3 protein-coding genes are annotated in these 2,118 nt (G+C 63.1%); 2 read left to right on the top strand and 1 reads right to left on the bottom strand.

Annotated elements, in window-relative coordinates:
- Positions 1-357, top strand: a 357-nt coding sequence (locus D6877_RS25640) for a DMT family transporter (protein WP_130912513.1), incomplete at its 5' end; no start/stop codon positions are given.
- Here the strand turns inward: D6877_RS25640 and D6877_RS25635 are convergent.
- Positions 351-638 (bottom strand): SelT/SelW/SelH family protein, encoded by a 288-nt coding sequence (locus D6877_RS25635; protein ID WP_016771139.1) that lies wholly within the window; start codon positions 636-638, stop codon positions 351-353. The genes D6877_RS25640 and D6877_RS25635 overlap by 7 nt on opposite strands.
- A gap of 71 nt (positions 639-709) precedes the next feature.
- On the opposite strand from D6877_RS25635, the gene D6877_RS25630 reads away from it, so the two are divergent.
- Positions 710-2,118, top strand: a 1,409-nt coding sequence (locus tag D6877_RS25630) for a patatin-like phospholipase family protein (RefSeq protein WP_178083750.1), incomplete at its 3' end; no start/stop codon positions are given.

Here is a 2,118-nt window from a genome sequence, read left to right as displayed (position 1 = left end):
GCGTTGTGCCAGAACGTCGTCGTGGCCTTGTGTCTGTTGCCGGTCGCGGCGCCGCAGTTGAGTCAGGTTCGAGCGCTGGACTGGTTGTGGATCGCCCTGCTCGGGGTGTTCTGCACGGGCGTGGCACACAGCCTGTTCGTCGCCAGTCTGGCGGTGATCAAAGCGCGCACGGCGGCGGTGGTGTTCGCCATGGAGCCGGTCTACGGCATCACCATCGCCTGGCTGCTGTTCAGTGAAACCCCGACCCTGCGCATGCTCATCGGCGGCGCGCTGATCATCGTCGCGATCGTGGTGTCGGCGCGGATGTCAGGCTCGGCCGACAAGAAAACCGTCGCCGCCGAGGCCGCCTCTCACTGAGTGCGGTCGTTGTGACCGAGGTCGCGGTCGGGATCGATCTGATCGCGCACTCGTTGTTTCAATACCTTGGCCTCGGGAAAACCACCATCGGCCTTGCGCTCCCAGATCTGCACGCCCGCGCAGGTGATGTGAAACACCCCGCCGGTGCCCGGCACCAATGACACTTTGCCCAAGTCATCAGCGAAGGTGCTGAGCAGTTCCTGAGCCAGCCACGCCGCGCGCAGCAGCCACTGGCATTGAGTGCAATAAGTGATGACAACTTCGGCTTTGGCGACGGTCATGATCGCTGAAACTCCTGAGACAGAGGGCGCCGCTATAATAGCCGGCTTTACCGCTTGCCCCGAGACTCACAATGCGCCGTTTGCTGCTCTGCCTGCTGCTTGGTTTCCTTCCCCTGCTGGTTCACGCCAGTGAAGCGCCACGACCGAAAGTCGGCCTGGTGCTGTCCGGCGGCGCTGCACGCGGGCTGGCGCACATCGGCGTGCTCAAGGCACTGGAAGAACAAGGCGTCAAAATCGATGCGATTGCCGGTACCAGCATGGGCGCGGTGGTCGGCGGCCTGTACGCCTCGGGTTACAAGATTGACGAGTTGGAAAAACTCGCCCTGAGCATCGACTGGCAAGCGGCGCTGTCCGACGCCCCGCCGCGTGAGGACGTGCCATTTCGCCGCAAGCAGGACGACCGCGACTTTCTGGTGAAGCAGAAACTCAGCTTTCGCGACGACGGCAGCCTCGGCCTGCCACTGGGAGTGATTCAGGGCCAGAACCTCGCGCTGTTGCTGGAAAGCCTGTTGGCCCACACCAGCGACACCCGCGACTTCGACAAGCTGCCGATCCCGTTTCGCGCGGTGACCACCGACATCGCCAATGGCGAAAAAGTGGTGTTTCGCAAAGGTCACCTGCCGCAGGTGATCCGCGCCAGCATGTCGATCCCGGCGGTGTTCGCCCCGGTCGAGCTCGACGGGCGCCTGCTGGTCGACGGCGGCATGACCGACAACATCCCGCTGGATGTCGCACGAGAAATGGGCGTCGACATCGCCATCGTCGTCGATATCGGCACGCCGCTGCGTAACCGCAAGCAGCTGACCACGGTGGTGGATGTGCTCAACCAGTCGATCACCCTGATGACCCGGCGCAATTCCGAGGAACAATTGGCCACTCTGCATGCTGACGATGTGCTGATTCAGCCTGCGCTGGCCGCGTTCGGCGTGACCGATTTCGGCAAGGCTCAGGAGATGATCGATGCCGGCTACCGCGCCACGCGCATCCTCGACGCACGCCTGGCGCAACTCAAGCCCACTGAAACCCAGGACGCCGAACTCAACGCCGCGCGCCAGCCCGGACAGCGAACGCCGATCATTACCGCAATCCGGGTCGAAAACGATTCGAAGGTCGACGATGACGTGATTCGCTATTACATCCGCCAGCCGATCGGCGCACCGCTGGACCTGGGCCGCCTGCATTCGGACATGGGCACGTTGTACGGTCTCGATTACTTCGATCAAGTGCGTTACCGCGTGGTGCACAAAGGCCAGGATCACACCCTGGTCATCAGTGCCAGCGGCAAGCGCAGCGGTACCGATTATTTGCGGGTCGGCCTCAACCTGTCGGACGACATGCGCGGCGACAGTGCTTTCAACCTCGGCGCCAGTTACCGCGTCAACGGCATCAACCGCCTCGGCGCGGAATGGCTGACCCGCGCGCAGATCGGCGACAAGCAGGAGCTGTACAGCGAGTTCTATCAGCCGCTGGACGTCGGCTC

This window comes from Pseudomonas sp. Sample_9, assembly GCF_004307535.1.
GTDB lineage: Bacteria > Pseudomonadota > Gammaproteobacteria > Pseudomonadales > Pseudomonadaceae > Aquipseudomonas > Aquipseudomonas mercuritolerans.
Note: the sequence above shows the minus strand (reverse complement) of the source record. Positions and strands in the feature narration are given on the sequence as shown.

What these genes read in the sequence shown, in the direction of transcription:
- D6877_RS25635 (WP_016771139.1), bottom strand. Translation starts at nt 638, where the DNA reads ATGACCGTCGCCAAAGCCGAAGTTGTCATCACTTATTGCACTCAATGC.